The sequence below is a fragment of the Faecalibacterium longum genome, from assembly GCF_040094125.1.
Taxonomy (GTDB): domain Bacteria; phylum Bacillota; class Clostridia; order Oscillospirales; family Ruminococcaceae; genus Faecalibacterium; species Faecalibacterium longum.
Map to the genome: position 1 here is coordinate 40552 of NZ_JBBNIH010000162.1, position 16109 is coordinate 56660.

At 64.8% G+C, this 16109-nt stretch carries 14 protein-coding genes and 1 riboswitch; of the genes, 12 read left to right on the forward strand and 2 right to left on the reverse strand.

The annotated features are described in order from the left end of the window. Window positions 1-39 precede the first annotated feature (39 nt). Window positions 40-630 carry a transporter gene (locus AAAU26_RS10900; protein ID WP_227618984.1) on the reverse strand — a complete coding sequence of 197 codons (591 nt, stop codon included), beginning with the start codon at window positions 628-630 and terminating at the stop codon, window positions 40-42. A 201-nt stretch (window positions 631-831) separates the two neighbouring features. Then, window positions 832-1200, reverse strand: a complete 369-nt coding sequence (locus AAAU26_RS10905; RefSeq protein WP_015563712.1) for a RidA family protein — start codon at window positions 1198-1200, stop codon at window positions 832-834. 334 nt (window positions 1201-1534) lie between these two features. Here AAAU26_RS10905 and AAAU26_RS10910 point away from each other — a divergent pair, with 334 nt between their 5' ends. The 12 genes from AAAU26_RS10910 to cbiE all read left to right on the forward strand — a co-directional run bounded on the left by AAAU26_RS10910 (window position 1535) and on the right by cbiE (window position 16108). Then, window positions 1535-4225: a helicase associated domain-containing protein gene (locus AAAU26_RS10910; RefSeq protein ID WP_227618985.1), complete on the forward strand. Its 2691-nt coding sequence runs from the start codon at window positions 1535-1537 to the stop codon at window positions 4223-4225. Between the two features lie 41 nt (window positions 4226-4266). After that, window positions 4267-4483: riboswitch (cobalamin riboswitch) on the forward strand. A gap of 174 nt (window positions 4484-4657) precedes the next feature. Continuing rightward, window positions 4658-5902, forward strand: a complete 1245-nt coding sequence (locus AAAU26_RS10915) for a sirohydrochlorin cobaltochelatase (protein WP_227618986.1) — start codon at window positions 4658-4660, stop codon at window positions 5900-5902. 126 nt (window positions 5903-6028) lie between these two features. After that, window positions 6029-6895 carry an iron transporter gene (locus AAAU26_RS10920; protein ID WP_227618987.1) on the forward strand — a complete coding sequence of 289 codons (867 nt, stop codon included), beginning with the start codon at window positions 6029-6031 and terminating at the stop codon, window positions 6893-6895. 2 nt (window positions 6896-6897) lie between these two features. Then, on the forward strand, window positions 6898-8031 hold the full coding sequence (locus AAAU26_RS10925) for an ABC transporter substrate-binding protein (RefSeq protein WP_227618988.1): 1134 nt from the start codon (window positions 6898-6900) through the stop codon (window positions 8029-8031). 13 nt (window positions 8032-8044) lie between these two features. Beyond that, window positions 8045-9064, forward strand: a complete 1020-nt coding sequence (locus AAAU26_RS10930) for a FecCD family ABC transporter permease (protein ID WP_015563718.1) — start codon at window positions 8045-8047, stop codon at window positions 9062-9064. Continuing rightward, window positions 9061-10998, forward strand: a complete 1938-nt coding sequence (cbiD, locus tag AAAU26_RS10935) for a cobalt-precorrin-5B (C(1))-methyltransferase CbiD (protein WP_227618989.1) — start codon at window positions 9061-9063, stop codon at window positions 10996-10998. Before AAAU26_RS10930 ends, cbiD begins: the two co-directional genes overlap by 4 nt. Beyond that, a complete protein-coding gene (gene cobI, locus AAAU26_RS10940) occupies window positions 10983-11684 on the forward strand; it encodes a precorrin-2 C(20)-methyltransferase (RefSeq protein ID WP_227618990.1) in 702 nt (233 codons plus the stop codon). The genes cbiD and cobI overlap by 16 nt, the downstream gene beginning before the upstream one ends. 3 nt (window positions 11685-11687) lie before the next feature. After that, the gene (cobM, locus tag AAAU26_RS10945; protein ID WP_227618991.1) at window positions 11688-12455 is read left to right on the forward strand and encodes a precorrin-4 C(11)-methyltransferase; all 768 of its coding nucleotides are present in this window, start codon (window positions 11688-11690) and stop codon (window positions 12453-12455) included. Continuing rightward, window positions 12452-13444: a cobalt-precorrin 5A hydrolase gene (locus tag AAAU26_RS10950; RefSeq protein ID WP_227618992.1), complete on the forward strand. Its 993-nt coding sequence runs from the start codon at window positions 12452-12454 to the stop codon at window positions 13442-13444. The genes cobM and AAAU26_RS10950 overlap by 4 nt, the downstream gene beginning before the upstream one ends. Next, on the forward strand, window positions 13441-14184 hold the full coding sequence (gene cobJ, locus AAAU26_RS10955; protein ID WP_207676531.1) for a precorrin-3B C(17)-methyltransferase: 744 nt from the start codon (window positions 13441-13443) through the stop codon (window positions 14182-14184). Before AAAU26_RS10950 ends, cobJ begins: the two co-directional genes overlap by 4 nt. Continuing rightward, the gene (gene cobK, locus AAAU26_RS10960) at window positions 14181-14918 is read left to right on the forward strand and encodes a precorrin-6A reductase (protein ID WP_158396820.1); all 738 of its coding nucleotides are present in this window, start codon (window positions 14181-14183) and stop codon (window positions 14916-14918) included. Before cobJ ends, cobK begins: the two co-directional genes overlap by 4 nt. Further along, window positions 14915-16108, forward strand: a complete 1194-nt coding sequence (gene cbiE, locus AAAU26_RS10965; RefSeq protein WP_227618993.1) for a precorrin-6y C5,15-methyltransferase (decarboxylating) subunit CbiE — start codon at window positions 14915-14917, stop codon at window positions 16106-16108. Before cobK ends, cbiE begins: the two co-directional genes overlap by 4 nt. Window position 16109 lies beyond the last annotated feature (1 nt).

Below are 16109 nucleotides of genomic sequence, written 5' to 3' on the forward strand. Positions count from 1 at the left end.
CTCAACGAGCGTCCTGCGGGGCATTTTACGTTGTCAGGCTCATTTCGGGTCTGCTTCCAGCAGCGTGTCGGTGTTGTCCTCGTACTTGGGGTCTTCGATGGCGACTTCAAGCTCCGTGTTGGTGTCGTCATGATGCAGGTGCTTGCGCAGCCGGGCGGCGAATTCCTCTGACGGGATGCCGCTCTGGCTGGGGGAAAGGTCGGGCGCGGGGTGGCCGTCGGGCAGATGAGCGCCGAAGGCGGGCACGAAGAAGAACCTCCGCACGATGAAGATGAGGGCGATGGCGCTCACGCTCAGCAGGTTCTCCATGGCGGACTCGTGACCCACCACCATGTGGCGGGCGATGGCGTAGAGCAGCACTTCGAGGCTGGAACCGGGGCTGTGCTTGGCCAGCATCTTGATGAACTCGATGCCGATGACGATGTCCAGCGCCCGCTGTAAGAAGGTGCTCACCTCGACGTCGTTGCCGTCGAACAGCAGGCCGGGCATCCACTGCAGCAGCGGCACCATCGACAGCAGCAGGCCGATGAGGACGAGGCCGGACAACAGGATCTCGAGCAGGGTGGCTGCGCTGATGATCTTGTTGCGCAATTCGGCGCGGCTGTGGCTTTCAACACGGGAATTGGACATGGGCAGGGACCTCTCTTTCAAATTTGACCGGAAATCTTTTACAACAGTTCGATTCTATTGTAACAAAAGCAAAAAACGAAGTCAATTTCTCTGGCTGGGAAAGTTGGCCAGCATGAAAAACTGGAATCGAAGACAGACAAAAGGGGCCGTCCGCACCCGGAATGGAGTGCAGACGGCCCCTCTTTGTGCTGAAAAGGCGGCTTAGGCCTCAGCGATGGCTTCGATCTCGCAGAGCACGCCCTTGGGGAGGTCTTTCACGGCCACGCAGCTGCGGGCGGGCTTGGAGGTGAAATACTTGGCGTACACCTCGTTGAAAGCGGCAAAGTCGGCGATGTCGGCCAGGAAGCAGGTGGTCTTGACCACCTTGTCAAAGCCCACGCCGGCAGCTTCGAGGATAGCGCCCACATTGCGGCAGCTCTGGTCAGCCTGTGCGGCGATGCCCTCGGCGACTGCGCCGGTGGCGGGGTCTACCGGGATCTGGCCGGAGGTGAAGACGAGACCGCCCACGGTGTAGCCCTGAGAGTAGGGGCCGATGGCGCCGGGAGCTTTTTCGGTGCTGATGATGTTCATATCGATTACCTCACATATCATAAATAGGGGAGTCTCCCGCCAAAAGGGGAGCCGATGAAAAAAGTCTACCACCAACTGTCCCCGCCGTCAACGGGCAGCAGGGAACGGTCCCGGAATTTCCGGAAAAAGGGAATGTAAAATTATTTGGAAAAATCTGTGCAAATCATCTTGACAAGAAATAAACTTTTATGATAAAAATAGAGCATGAAAGTAACATTTTTGCAGAAAAACGCAGGCGCAGCGCAGGCAGGAAAGCCAGCTTTGCGCAGGCGCGTTTCTTTTTTGCAGAAAAAGCGAATTTCTGAACCCTCGGAAGGGGCAGAAAGGATAAGATATGTCGATTTTGGTAGATGATTCAAATAAAACAGCCTGCCGTGCAGCGGAGGCTGGACTGCAGCAGAAAAACTGTGCTGCGCTGGTGCGCCCGGCGGGTACGGGCAAAGGCTGCATCGTGTGGGAGCTGCTGGACGCCCACCCCGAGATGCGCGTACTCTGGGTGGTGTCCTGCGCTGCCCGTCTGGAACTGCGCCGCGCCCTGACAAAGCGGCTGGACCGGACGCTGGGCGGCCGGGTGCGGCTGATGAGCTGCGAGCAGCTGGCCGTGCAGAATGCGCTGGGCTGGGTGGCGCTGGCTGAGTTCCGGCCCGGCCTGCTGGTGCTGGACGGCTGGAGGGAGATGAGCGCAAAGGACTGGACCGACTGCGTCCAGCCTCTGTTCCGCCTCTGCCCGGGGGCAAAGCTGCTGGCTCTGGGGGAGCCGGACGCCCCGGGCGACAGCTGCAGCGCTGCCGAGGAGATGCTGGCCGACGCCATTGTGGAGCCGCTGGCGCTGGGCGGGGCGATGGCCGAGGGTCTGCTGCCCATGCCGGCCTCCTATACGGCCCTGCTCTGGCCGCTGGAAGATGCGATGGCCCGCCTCCGTGCTGAGGTGAAGAACCTCCATCTGCCGGGCTGCCCTGACCCCAACGCCGAGAAATATCAGGCTCTGAGCCTCGCCGTAGAAAAGCTTCCGCCGGTGGAACAGCTGCTGGCGCAGTGGCTCCCGGATGCTGCCGGGCGCTGCCTCGTCCTCTGCGAGGATGATGCAGCGGCGGCGCAGACCGCAGAGCAGGCCGAGAAGCTGTTTGGTGCAGGAACACATATTTATAAGGATGCAGAAGGCTTTGCGGCCGATGAAGCGGCCACCCTCCGGCTGCTGGTCTGTGCCAACGGCCCGGCGGTGCAGGCTCCTCTGGCCGGGATCTCGGGCGTGGTGCTGGCGCGCCGCAGCGCTGAACCGACCGCATACCGGCAGATGCTGGCCCGCGCCCTTGCAGCCTGCGGCAGTGTGCCGGTGGCAGAGCTGAGCGCGGCCTTTGAGGCGCTGACCTGTGTGCAGCAGCTGCGGAAGGAGTGCAGCGCGGCGGGGGCAGAAACCTTCCCGCTGGAAGAGCCCCTTTCTGCCTGCCGCCGGGCTTACCGGCAGCTCCGCCGCGCGCTGGACTCCGACTGGGAGCGCTATTATGCCGCCGCAAAGCAGATGACGGCAGAGGGAAAGACGCTGGACGTGCCTCGCTCCTACAGCTTCGGGGGCGTGGCCGTGGGCCGCTGGCTGGAAAACCAGCGCCTTGTCCGGGCCGGAAAGAAAAAGGGACGCCTCACCGCCGCGCAGGCTGCCCGGCTGGACAAAATCGGCATGAACTGGCAAAAGCGGCTCGAGCTGGCGTGGGAGAACGGCTGTGCTTCGGCCCGGCGGTACCGCGACAGCCACAGCGACCTGATGGTGCCGGTCCATTATAAGGATAAGGACGGCTTTGCGCTGGGCGAGTGGATCGTCTATAACCGCCAGCGCTATCTGGGCGGGAACCTGCCGTCAGACCGCGTCGAGCGCCTCGAGGCACTGGGCATGGTGTGGGACACCGGCAGCATCCTCTGGGAGAAGAGCTATGCCGCCGCCGTCCAGTATTATCTGGAAAATCACACGCTGGAAATTCCCGTCAAGTATGTCACGCCGGACGGCATGGCGCTGGGCGTCTGGCTGGGCAGTCAGCGTGCCGCTTATAAAGAAGGTGTGCTGACCGACGCCCAAATCGAAAAGTTGGAAGCGCTGGGAGTGGACTGGACGAACCGGAACGACCGCAAGTGGCAGACCGCCTACGAGGCCGCCGTGAAGTACCACGCCGCCCACGGGAACCTCGACGTTCCCACCGAGTACATCGACGAAGACGGCATCCTGCTGGGCAAGTGGGTGTCCCGCCAGCGGTACGCATGGCAGAACCCCGAGCGCAGCAGCGCCCGGGTGACGCCGGAGCGGAAAGCTCTGCTGGACGAGCTGGGCATGAACTGGGAAAAGACCGACTCGTGGCAGCACCGCTACGAGCTGGCCGTGGAATACAAAAAGGAGCACGGCAGTCTGGCCGTTCCGGCCCAGTACCGGACGGAGGACGGCATCTGGCTGGGCAGCTGGCTGTCCCGTCAGAAGCAGATGCTGCGGGAGGGCAAAAAGCTCTCCGCCGCGCGCCGCGCGGCCCTGAAAGAGCTGTTCAAGGGCGAAAAAGGCCGACGCCTCAGCGCCCCGGTGCCGCCCGCGTGCAGCGTGCGGGAGCAGAACTGGCTGGATAACTACCAGAGCGCCAGGCTCTACGCCGAGAAGAAGGGCAGCCTCCTTGTGCCTGCCGGATATGTGGACGAGAACGGCTTCCGTCTGGGCGTCTGGATCTCGAACCTCCGGGCTGCCCGCAAGGCCCGGCCCGGCTCGTTTCAGGTGACGCCGGAGCATATCGCTCTGCTGGACGCCATCGGGATGCAGTGGGACGCCCGGGAGGCCAAGTGGGCCGGGGCGTTCCGCCGCGCCGAAGAGTACTGCGCCGCCCACGGCAATCTGCTGGTGCCGGTGAACTATAAGACCGAAGACGGCTTCTGCCTCGGCGACTGGGTCCGCCGGATGCGCGAAAACTACGCCTGTGCCGAGAAAAAGCTGACGGCGGAGCGCATCGCAAAGCTCGAAGCGCTGGGCATGGTCTGGACCGTGCCGCAGGAGGGCTGAGATATTGCATTTTAGGGCGGAGTGTGGTATACTTCACCTCGTCTGAATAGAAAACAGCAGGTGCCTGCCGCCGGAGCTTCGTCCCCGGCCGGGAGGGTAAAAGGGAAGCGGGTGCGAGTCCCGCGCGATCTCGTCACTGTGATAAGGGAGTCCGCTGCCTTGGCGCTCAGCGCCGGTCACTGGAGGCTTTGCCTCTGGGAAGGCGGCAGCGGGCGGTGAGCTTTCAGTCAGGAAACCTGCCCGCTGTTGGTACAGGAGCGTCCGGCTCCGGATCACGAGGAATTGGTCGTACCAAAAAGCCCGAAAGTTCAAAGGGTCTTTTTGCTGTGCCTTCCGCGCGGTGAAAAGGCTCTTTTTTCGTTTGAGCTGGCCCCCGTTTCGTACCCTTTCTATCGGAAAAGTACATTCCACACAACAGAAAGGACTCAAACAATGCGTAAGGCAACCAACAAAAACTGGCAGCGCGTCACCGCCGCTGCCGCCGCACTGGCCCTGTGTGCCGGTGTCCTCACCGGCTGCGGTGCATCTTCTTCTACTGCTGCCAGCAGCGCCGCCGCAAGCTCTGCCGCCGCCAGCGAAGTGAGCAGCGAGGAGGCCGATGAAATGGCAGCAAAGAATGTGGCAGATCTCATCGACGCCATCTATGTGCAGGAGCGCAACGAGAATACCGACGCCCAGTGCGAGGCCGCAAAGGCAGCATGGGACGCTCTGACCGACGCCCAGAAGGAGCTGGTCGAGGGCGAAGAGGCTGACCCCGATTACTTTGGCCGCGACACCGGCGACGCCTCTAAGGACGACGCCCGCAACGGGGACAACATCGGCGACAACGAGATCCTGGTCGTCAGCTTCGGCACCTCCTTCAACGACAGCCGCGCAGCGGACATCAAGGGCATCGAGGACGCCATCCAGGCCGCATATCCCGACTGGTCTGTCCGCCGCGCCTTCACCGCACAGATCATCATCAACCATGTTCAGGCCCGTGACGGCGAGAAGATCGACAACATGGAGCAGGCTCTGGAGCGCGCTGTTGCCAACGGCGTGAAGAATCTGGTCGTCCAGCCCACCCATCTGATGCACGGCGCTGAGTACGACGAGATGATGGAGATGGTGGACAGCTACCGCGATAAGTTCGAGTCCGTCGCCATCGCCGAGCCTCTGCTGGGCGAGGTGGGCAGCGATGCCACCGTCATCAACGCCGACAAGGAAGCTGTCGCCAAGGCCATCACCGCCGAGGCCGTCAAGACCGCCGGTTTCGACAGTCTGGACGCCGCTGCTGAGGACGGCACCGCTTTCGTCTTCATGGGCCACGGCACCTCTCACACCGCAAAGGTGAGCTACACCCAGATGCAGTCTCAGATGAACGCTCTGGGCTACAAGAACGTCTTCATCGGCACCGTCGAGGGTGAGCCGGAGGAGACTGCCTGCGAGAACGTCATCGAGGCTGTCAAGGCCGCCGGTTACACCAAGGTCGTCCTGCGTCCCTTGATGGTCGTTGCAGGTGACCACGCCAACAACGATATGGCTGGCGACGACGAGGATTCCTGGAAGAGCCAGTTCGAGGCCTCCGGTGAATTCGATTCTGTCGATTGCCAGATCGCCGGTCTGGGCGAGGTCGCTGACATCCAGCAGCTCTACGTCGCACACACCAAGGCCGCTGTCGATTCCCTGAACGGCTGAGCATAAGTTTATGATTGCCCGGAAAGGAGTGCCTTTTCGGGCAATTTCTTTTTCGGCCTGCTTTGAATTCGGGCCATTGCGTGTTATAATCTTTTCTGTAAAATAGATACTTCGAGGTATATCATCATGAAACTGAACCATAAATTTGCTCTTCTGCTGGCCGGCGCTGTGCTGGCTGGTTCGCTCACCGGCTGCGGCGCATCCGGCACCCCGGCCAGCTCTGCCGCTTCCTCCGAGGCTGCGGCTTCCGCTGCCGTGAGCGAGGCGACTTCCGAACCGGCGGCAGAGGCTACTCTGCCCGACGGCGTCTACACCGCCGACTTTGACACCGACAGCTCCATGTTCCATGCCAACGAGGCCAACGACGGCAAGGGGACCCTGACCGTGAAGGACGGTCAGATGACCTTCCACGTCAGTCTCGTCTCCAAGAAAATCGTCAACCTCTACGTCGGCATGGCTGCTGACGCCGAGGCCCACGAGGGCGACTGGCTCCAGCCCACCACCGACACCGTCACCTACTCCGACGGCCTGTCCGATGAGGTCTACGGCTTCGACATCCCGGTGAAGGCTCTGGACGAGGACTTCCAGCTGGCCATCCTCGGCACCAAGGGCAAGTGGTACGACCATACCGTCCGTGTCGCCAACGCCCAGCCTGCTGCGGCGGAAGCACCTGCCGACGGCACCTACACCTGTGATGTGACCCTCGAGGGCGGCTCTGGCCGCGCCACCGTGGAAAGCCCTGCGGCCCTGACCGTGGCCGATGGCAGGATGACCGCCACCATCGTCTGGTCCAGCCCCAACTACGACTATATGCTGGTGGACGGCGAGAAGTATCTGCCCACCAACACCGAGGGCAACTCTACCTTCGAGATCCCCGTCACTGCTCTCGACACCCCGCTGGATGTGGTGGGCGATACCGTCGCCATGAGCACCCCGCATGAGATCGAGTATACGCTGACCTTCGCCTCTGCATCCCTGATTGAGGCAAAGTAACGATGAAACGCCGCAATTTCCTGAAAGCCCTGCCTGCCGCCGCCCTTGCCCTTGCGGGCTGCGGGCAGCACAAGACCGCCCCGGCCAATACAGCATCCCTCGTGTTCGATCACAGCTATCCGCTGGACTATGCCGCCCAGTTTTCCGCCGACTGCTATGAGGGCGGCTATGTGATGATCGACATCCCGGACGCCGGGCGGTTCCTCGTCGTCCCCGAGGGGGCCGCCGAGGTGGACGACCTGCCCGAGGACGTCGTTCTGCTGCGCCAGCCGCTGGATCATATTTATCTCGTCTCCACTTCGGTGATGGACCTCTTCGTTCATCTGGACGCTCTGGACAGCATCGCCCTCTCCGGCACGAAGGCCGAGGGCTGGTATGTGGAAGAGGCCAAACAGGCCATGCAGGAGGGCCGCATCGCCTACGCGGGCAAGTACAGCGCCCCGGACTATGAGCGCATCCTTGCCGCCGGCTGCACCCTCGCCATCGAGAACACCATGGTGCTCCACGACCCCGAGGTCAAGGAGCAGCTGGAAAAGTTCGGCGTGCCGGTCCTCGTGGAGCGCTCGAGCTACGAGAGCGGCCCGCTGGCCCGGATGGAGTGGCTCAAGCTCTACGGCATCCTGCTGAATAAGACTGAGATGGCGGAAGAGGTCTTTCGCCAGAAGGTGGAGCAGGTGGCCCCTATCCTCGAGCAGGAGAACACGGGCAAGACCGTGGCCTTCTTCTCCATCACCACAAATAACCTCATCACCGTCCGCCGCACCAGCGACTATGTGGCCCAGATGGTGGGGATGGCCGGCGGCGTCTACATCTTCGACGACCTCGAGGGGGAGACGTCGGCCCAGTCCACCATCAAACTGCCGCTGGAGACCTTCTATGCCCGGGCCAAAGACGCCGACGTCCTCATCTACAACAGTACCATCGAGGGCGTGATGGAGACCCGTGACCAGCTCATCGAAAAATGCCCGATGCTGGCGGATTTCAAGGCCGTCCAGTCCGGCGACTGCTGGTGTACGGCCCAGAGCCTCTTCCAGCAGAGTATGGAGCTGGCCGACCTCATCTCGGATATGAACCTCGTCTTCACCGAGGGCTCGCCCGACCCGGCGTCCCTCCGTTTCTTACAGCGCATCGTATAAAAGGAGCTTTGTCATGACCACCACCCGCCGCCTCAGCCTCGCGTACCTCGCCCTCACGGCGGGGGTTGCGGTGCTGTTTGCACTCAACCTGTTCTGGGGCAGTGTGTCCCTGACGCCCGGCGCGGTGGCGGCGGCTCTGCTGGGCCGGGGCGAAGATGCTCTGGCCGTGGGCATCGTGCTCCAGCTCCGTCTGCCCCGGGCGGTCATGGTCGTGCTGCTGGGCGCGGCCCTCTCGGCTGCAGGCTACCTCCTGCAGACCTTCTTCGCCAACCCCATCGCCGGCCCCTTCGTCATGGGCGTGTCCAGCGGCGCAAAGCTGGCGGTGGCCCTGACGATGGTGGTGTTTTTACAGCAGGGGCTGCTCACTGGCTCGGCCACCCTCATCATCGCCGCTTTTGCAGGCTCGATGGCGGCGATGGCCTTTGTGCTGGTGGTGGCCCGGCGGGTGCCGCGGATGAGCATCCTCGTCATCTGCGGCATCATGATCGGTTATATCTGCTCGGCTGTCACCGACATCGTGGTGACTTTCGCTCAGGACTCCAACATCGTCAATCTCCACAACTGGTCGATGGGCAGCTTTTCCGGCATGACCTGGGCCAACGTGGGTGCAGCGGCCTGCGTGGTGCTGCCCGCGCTGGCGGCGGCGTTCCTGCTCTCGAAGCCCATGGCGGCCTACCAGATGGGCGAGAGCTACGCCAGGAGCGTCGGCGTACCGGTGCGGGCCTTCTCGACGGCCCTCGTGCTGCTTTCCAGCCTGCTTTCCGCCTGCGTGACGGCCTTTGCAGGCCCCATCTCCTTTGTGGGCATCGCGGTGCCGCATCTGGTCAAGAACCTGCTGGGCAGCGCAAAGCCCCTTTATGTCCTGCCGGGCTGCTGTCTGGGCGGGGCAGCGTTCTGCCTGCTCTGCGACCTCATCGCCCGCAGCCTGTTCGCGCCCACTGAGCTGTCCATCAGCTCGGTGACGGCGGTTTTCGGTGCGCCGGTGGTCATCTGGCTGCTGGTGCGCCGCCAGACACAGGAGGGCCGGGAATGAGCGATCCGAAATTCTACTGCCGCGCCGAGGACCTTGCCATCGGCTACGGCAAAACGCCCCTGATGGAGCACATCGGACTCGGCGTCGGGAAGGGGAGCGTCCTCACCCTCATCGGCCCCAACGGCGCGGGAAAATCCACCCTGCTCAAGACACTGGCAGCGCAGCTGGCCCCCCAGGGAGGCGCTGTGCTGCTGGACGGCAAAAATCTCGCGGACTACTCCGGCCCGGAGCGCGCCCGCAAAATGGCTCTGATGGTGCCTCACACCCGCCGCACCGAGCTGACCACCTGCTTCGAGATGGCGTCCGCCGGGCGCTACCCCTACACGGGGCGGCTGGGTGTCCTCTCGGCAGAAGATAAGCGTCAGGTCCATGCCGCGCTGGCCCTCGTGGGGGCCGAGGCGCTGGCGGGCCGGGACTTCAACCGCATCAGCGACGGCCAGCGCCAGCGCGTCCTGCTGGCTCGGGCCATCTGCCAGCAGCCGGAGCTGATATTATTGGACGAGCCTACGTCTTTCCTCGACATCAAGGGCAAGGCCGAATTGCTGGCCATCCTGAAAAGCCTCGCCCGCGACAAGAAGATGGCCGTCATCCTGAGCCTCCACGAGCTGGAGCTGGCACAGAAAGTTTCCGACAAGGTCGTCTGCGTCTCGGCGGCGGGCGTCTCGGACGTCATGACGCCGGAAAAGGCCTTTGCCCGGGAAAACATCTGCAAAATTTATGCTCTGACCGATGAGCAGTACGCATTCCTCTACGGCGAAGAAAAAGCGCCGGAGGAAAAGCGCCCGCTCTTTGAGCACTACGTCCGCAGCGGCCAGAAGCTCCTGCGCTGCGGCTACACCACCGGCACCTGTGCGGCGCTGGGCGCGGCGGGCGCGGCACGGTTGCTGCTCACCGGCCGCACCCCCGAGACGGTGGCCCTCCGCACCCCGAAGGGCATCGTGGTGGAGGTAGAGCCCATCTTCTGCCGCCTGTCCGGCGAGGGGGCTGAGTGCGCCATCCGGAAGGACGGCGGCGACGATGTGGACGTGACCACCGGTCTGCCGGTCATCGCCAGTGTCGCCCTCCGGCCCGAGCTGTCCGGCGAGGTGCGCATTCACGGCGGTGAGGGCGTGGGCCGGGTGACAAAGCCTGGTCTCGACCAGCCCGTGGGCGAAGCTGCCATCAACCACGTCCCCCGGGCCATGATAAAGGAAGCGCTGGAAAAGGAGGCCGAATCTGCCGGGTACGCGGGCGGCTTTGATGTCACCATCTCCATCGAGGGCGGGGCCGAAACGGCGAAGCGCACCTTCAACCCCCACATGGGCGTGGAAGGGGGCCTCAGCGTCCTCGGCACCAGCGGCATCGTCGAGCCCATGAGCCAGCAGGCCATCCTCGACACCATCCAGCTGGAAATGGGGCAGGCGGCGCTTCGGGCCGGAAGCCCCCGGCGGCTCATCCTCGCCCCGGGCAACTACGGCCTCGACTATCTCCACGAGAAAATGCCCGCCCTAAAGAATATCCCCGTAGTCAAGACCTCGAACTTCATCGGGGATACGATGGATATGGCGGCGGCATCCCACTTCGAAGAGGTGGTGCTGGTGGGCCACATCGGCAAGCTGGTCAAACTGGCGGGCGGCGTCATGAACACCCACTCCCGCACAGCCGACTGCCGCACCGAGCTGCTCTGCGCCCACGCCGCCCTCTGCGGTGCATCCCGGGACGTCTGCGCGGCCCTGATGAACGCGGCCACCACCGACGCCTGCATGGAGATATTAGACGGAGCAGAGATGAGAGAGCCGGTGCTGTCCAGTCTGCTGGACGCCATCCAGCTCCACCTCGACCGCCGCGCCGCCGGGGCGTTCCGGGTGGGCGCGGTACTCTTCTCGAACCAATATGGCCCGCTGGGCCAGACCAGAACTGCAAAGGAGCTGCTGGACGAATGGAAAAACGGATAGGCACTTTTTACGGCGTCAGCGTCGGCCCGGGCGACCCGGAGCTCATGACCCTGCAGGCTGTCCGCCGCCTCGAAAACTGTCCGGTCATCGCCGCGCCCCAGACCCCGAAGGGCGGGATGCTGGCGCTGGACATCGCAAAAGGTGCGGTGGATCTGAGCGGCAAGACCATCCTGCCGCTGCGCTTCGCCATGAGTCTTGACCCGGCGGTGCAGAAAGCCGCCCACATCGAGGCGGCCCGGGCCGTGAAAGAATATCTCGACGCCGGGCAGGATGTCGCCATGCTCAACCTCGGCGACGTGTCCGTCTACGCCACCTTCGGCTACCTGCAGGAGATCTTGGAGGCCGAGGGCTGCAAGACCGTGATGCTCCCCGGCGTGACGAGCTTCTGCGCCGCTGCGGCCCGGCTGGGCCAGTCCCTGACGGGCGGCATGGAGCAGCCGCTGACCATCGCCCCGGGGCGCTGCGCCGCTGAGGTGCTGGCCGCACCGGGCGCAAAAGTGCTGATGAAATCGGGCCGTCAGCTGCCCGAGACGCTGGCCGCGCTGGCCGACGCCGGGCTTCTGAGCCGGAGCGCGATGGTCTGTAACTGCGGTCTGCCGAACGAGGAGGTCTGGCCCGACCTGGCCGATTATGACCCGGCCCGGCCGGCGGACTATTTCGCAACGATTTTGGTGAAGGAGGGGTAAGATATGGTCCATTTTGTAGGAGCCGGGCCGGGCGCGCCCGACCTCATCACCCGGCGGGGTGCAGCCCTGCTGGCCGATGCCGACTGCATCATCTACGCGGGCAGTCTCGTCAACCCGGCCCTGCTGGGGCTGGCGAAGCCCAGCTGTGCCATCTATAACAGCGCCGAGATGACGCTGGAACAGGTGCTGGACACCATCCGTGCCACCGAAAAGGCCGGAGGCACCACGGTCCGCCTCCACACCGGCGACCCCTGCCTCTACGGGGCCATCCGGGAGCAGATGGACGCACTGGACGCCGACGGCATTCCCTATGACGACACGCCGGGCGTGTCCAGCTTCTGCGGCGCGGCGGCGGCGCTCTGTGCCGAGTACACCCTGCCCAACGTCAGCCAGACCGTCATCATCACCCGGATGGAGGGCCGCACTCCTGTCCCTGAGGCCGAACAGCTGGAAAAGCTGGCCGCTCACGGGGCTACCATGGTCATCTTCCTCTCCATCGGGCTGGTGGACAAAGTCCAGCAGGCCCTTCTCGAGAGCGGCGGCTACCGCCCCGATACCCCTGCCGCCGTGGTCTATAAGGCCACCTGGCCCGAGCAGAAGGTGGTGCGCTGCACCGTCTCCACACTGGCCGAGGAGACCCGCAAAAACGGCATCACCAAGACCGCCCTCATCGTCGTAGGCGACTTTCTGGGCGAAAACTACGAGCGCAGCAAGCTCTATGACCCCGCCTTTACCACCGAGTTCAGGCAGGGGACGGAGGCCGGGCAGTGAGCCGGGCATATCTGGCCTTCACCGCAAAAGGCGAGGCGCTGGCTCGTCGGCTGGCGGAAGCTCTGCCCGGCAGCGTGAGCCGCTGCGGCGGAGACGTGACCCTGAAAGGCTGGACGGCGGAGCATTTTGCACAGGATGAGGCCCTGATTTTTGTAGGAGCTGTGGGCATCGCGGTGCGGGCCATCGCGCCCCACTGCAAGAGCAAGGCCGCTGACCCGGCGGTGGTGGTCGTGGACGAGGGCGGGAACTTCGCCGTGCCGCTCCTGTCGGGCCATCTGGGCGGTGCCAACGCGCTGGCCCGGGCGCTGGCAAAAGCGTGCGGCGCGGTGCCGGTCATCACGACGGCCACCGACGTCAACGGCCTCTTCGCCGTGGACCTCTGGGCCAAGGCCCAGAACTGCGCTGTCCTTGAGCCGGAGCGCATCAAGCGCGTCAGCGGCGCCCTGCTGGCCGGGCAGACGGTCCGGTACTGGTCGCCGTGGCCGGTGGCGGGGGAGGCCCCCGCCGGCGTGGAAAAAACTGACGCACCCGAAGCCGCCGACTTCGCCCTGACCCTCACGCCGCAGGGCGGGGCGCTTCACCTCGTCCCCCGCATCGGGGTGCTGGGGGTGGGGTGCCGCCGCGGCACGACGGCCCAGCAGCTGGAAGAAGCCTTCGCGGCGTTCTGTGCCGCGTCCGGCCTCAGCCCGGCGGCGGTCTTCGCCGCCGCCAGCATCGACCTGAAAAAAGATGAGCCGGGGCTTGCAGAGTTTTGCAAAGTCCACGGCTGGCCCATCACATTCTATCCGGCCGACGAACTGCGGGCCGTGCCGGGACAGTTCACCCCGTCGGCCTTTGTGGCAAGTGTCACCGGCGTGGACAACGTCTGTGAGCGCTCGGCGGTAAAAGCCTCGGGCGGGACGCTCCTTCTGCCCAAAACGGCAGGCGGCGGCGTGACGCTGGCGCTGGCCGTCCGCCCCTTTGCACCCGATTGGAGGACAGAGCAATGAGTGAGAGTAAAAAGACCGTGTTCGTCGTGGGGCTTGGCCCCGGCGGCGGACAGTTTCTGACCGTGCAGGCGCAGAGCGCCTTGCAGCAGGCCGAGGTGTTGTGCGGCTATACGGTCTACATCGACCTTGTGCGCCCCCTCTACCCGGAAAAAGAGTGCTACACCACCGGCATGACCCGGGAGATCGACCGCTGCCGCTGGGCGCTGGACACCGCCCGAGCGGGTCGGGACGTGGCGCTGGTCTGCTCCGGCGACGCCGGGGTCTACGGCATGGCCAGCCCGCTGCTGGAGCTGGCCGAAGAGTACCCGGACGTCAACGTGGAGGTCGTCCCCGGCCTGACCGCCGCCCTCAGCGGCGGGGCGGTGCTGGGTGCGCCGCTGGCCCACGATTTCTGCGTCATCTCGCTGTCGGACCGTCTCACGCCGTGGGAGGTCATCGAAAAGCGGCTGGTCTGCGCCGCTCAGGGCGATTTCGCACTGGCGCTGTACAATCCCTCGTCCAAGGGCCGCCCGGACTATCTGCGCCGGGCCGTGGACGTCCTGCTGGCGAACGGCAAAGCCCCGGACACCCTCTGCGGCTATGTGCGGAACATTGGCCGGGAAGGACAGGAAAAGCACATCCTGCCTCTCAGCCAGCTCCGGGACACCGAGGTGGATATGTTCACCACCGTCTTTGTGGGCAGCGCCGCCACCCGCGCGCTGAGCGGGCGGATGGTCACGCCGCGGGGGTACCGCCGATGAACGTCGTCGTTTTCAGCGGCACCACCGAGGGGCGGGAGCTTTCCCGCCAGCTGGCGGCGCTGGGCATCGAAGTCACCGTCAGCGTGGCCACCCCGCTGGGACAGGAAGAGCAGGGGAGCACCCCCGGCGTCACCGTCCGGTGCGGGCGGCTCCTGCCCGATGAGATGGCCGCGCTCTTGGGGGATGCCGCCCTCTGCATCGACGCCACCCACCCCTACGCGGTGGAGGCGACCAAAAACATCAAAGCAGCGGCAGAGAAGGCCGGGGTAGGATACCTCCGCCTGCTGCGCCCGGCCAGTCCGCTGCCGGAAAACTGTCTCGTCTTTGAGAGCGCAAAGCAGGCAGCCGAGGCGCTGGCCGCAAAAGAGGGCAACCTTCTATTGGCCACCGGGGCCAAGGAGCTGGCGCAGTTTGCGGCCATCCCGCCCGAGCGGCTCTACCCCCGTGTCCTGCCCACGCTGGAAAGCATCGCGGCCTGCGAGGCAGCGAATATCCCCCACCGCAACATCATCGCCATGCAGGGCCCCTTCAGCTTTGCCCTCAATCAGGCCATGATGGAACAGTTCCATATCCGCTGGCTCGTCACAAAGGACGGCGGCGCAGCCGGAGGCTTCGACGAAAAAGCCGCCGCTGCCTCTGCTGCCGGGGCGCAGCTGGTGGTCATCCGCCGCCCGCCCGAGCAGGGCGAGACGGCTTCCGAGGTGCTGAAACGCTGCAAGGAGATGATAAGATGAACGTGACACTCATCGGCATGGGCTCCGGCCAGCCGGAGAACCTGACCCTTCAGGGCCTGGCCGCACTGCGGCAGGCCGACCTCATTCTGGGCGCACGGCGTCTGCTGGCAGTTCTGCCTGCCGGCTGCACCGAGAACCGCGCCGCCGCCTACCGCCCCGACGAGGTGGCAGAGCTGCTGCAAACTTCCGGCGCAGAGAACGCCGTGCTGGTCTACAGCGGCGACACCGGCTTTTACTCCGGCGCGTCCTCCATGATGGAAAAGCTGGAGGCCCTCGGCGTCCGCGCCCGGGTGCTGCCCGGCCTTTCCAGCATCCAGCTACTGGCGGCGGCGCTGGGCCGTCCGTGGCAGGGGTGGAACCTTGTTTCGGCCCATGGCCGCACTTGTGACCCGGTGGCCGAGTGTATGCAGGGCAGACCCACCTTCTTCCTCACCGGCGGCAGCGAAGACCCCGCCACCCTCTGCGCCCAGCTGGCGGCAGAGGGCTTCGGGGACGTGCAGGGCGTCGTGGGCCAGTGCCTCGGCACGCCGGAAGAAAAGCTCTTCCGCGGCAGCGTCAAAGAGCTGGCCGCAGGCCGCTTCAACAGCCTGAGTGTCCTTCTCGTGGAGGCGGCGGAGGTGCTGCCCCGCCGCGCTCCGGGCCTGCCGGACGAAGCCTTCGAGCGGGGCGACGTCCCCATGACCAAGCAGGAAGTCCGGGCCGCTGTGCTGGCGAAGCTGGCCGTCCGCCCGGAAGACATCCTGTGGGACGTGGGGGCCGGGACGGGCAGCGTCAGCGTGGAGCTGGCATTGGCCGCGCCCCGGGGCCGGGTGTACGCGGTGGAGTGCAGGCCGGAGGGCTGTGCGCTCATCAAAGCCAACCGCGAAAAATTCAGGACCCGGAACCTCGTCCTCGTGGAGGGGCTTGCCCCCGCCGCGCTTTCGGACCTGCCCGCGCCGGACGCTGTTTTCATCGGCGGCAGCAAGGGCAGCCTTGCCGCCATCGTGGACGCCGCGCTGGATAAGAACCCCGACGCCCGCATCTGCGTGTCGGCCATCGCCCTTGAGAGCCTTTCGGCGGCGGTGGCCGCGCTGACGGCCAAAGGCCGGACCGTGCAGGTGAGCCAGATCGCCGTCAGCCGGGCCAGGGCCGTGGGCGGACTGCACCTCATGATGGCCCAGAACCCCATCTACCTCATCACAGGAGAATGAC